Annotated in this window: 1 protein-coding gene; it reads left to right on the top strand. The window is 42.9% G+C overall.

Annotated elements, in window-relative coordinates; genetic code table 11:
• On the top strand, nt 1-578 hold a 578-nt coding region (locus ACFIK3_RS09820; RefSeq protein ID WP_375676647.1), incomplete at both ends, for an ABC transporter substrate-binding protein.

The following is a 578-nucleotide window of genomic DNA, read 5'->3' as shown; positions in this document are numbered from 1 at the left end:
TATTTGGCAAGTCATTCTGCTTGTGTTGGTCCTTATCAGCTAGAGAGTTGGCGTCCTGGAGAAGGGATTTTGTTGCGTGCAAGCTCCAATTATTGGGGGGAGGCGCCTAAATTGAAGAAGATTTTAATTCGCCATGTTGCGGAACCTGGAACACAACGTTTATTGTTGCAAAAACACGATATCGATGTTGCACGTAATCTGATGCCAGAGGATTTGGCAGATCTTCAAGCAACAACGGATATTAAAGTTGAAAAAGTGTTGGCGCCCTCCATGATCATATGGGGGTTTAATACGACGAACCCTATTTTTGCCAATGAAAAAGTACGTTTAGCGATGCGCTATCTTATTGACTATGAAGGACTCGGTAAGACTCTTCTCAAAGATGTTGGTATTCCACGTGCAAGTTTTATTCCTCTTGGTAATCTTGGGGCTTTGGATGAAAAAGAAGGACAACCCTTTAAACTGGATCTCCCAAAAGCAAAGCAACTTTTAACAGAGGCAGGTTATCCTGATGGTTTTGAGGCCAGTATTTTTGCCGGTGCCTCTCCTTATCCTTTTGCTTTGCCTATTGCTCAGTC

It is taken from the genome of Bartonella sp. CB10SXKL, assembly GCF_042195515.1.
In the GTDB taxonomy this organism is placed as follows: domain Bacteria; phylum Pseudomonadota; class Alphaproteobacteria; order Rhizobiales; family Rhizobiaceae; genus Bartonella.
The sequence above is the reverse complement of the archived record's forward strand: the minus strand, read 5'-3'. Positions and strand labels throughout refer to the sequence as shown.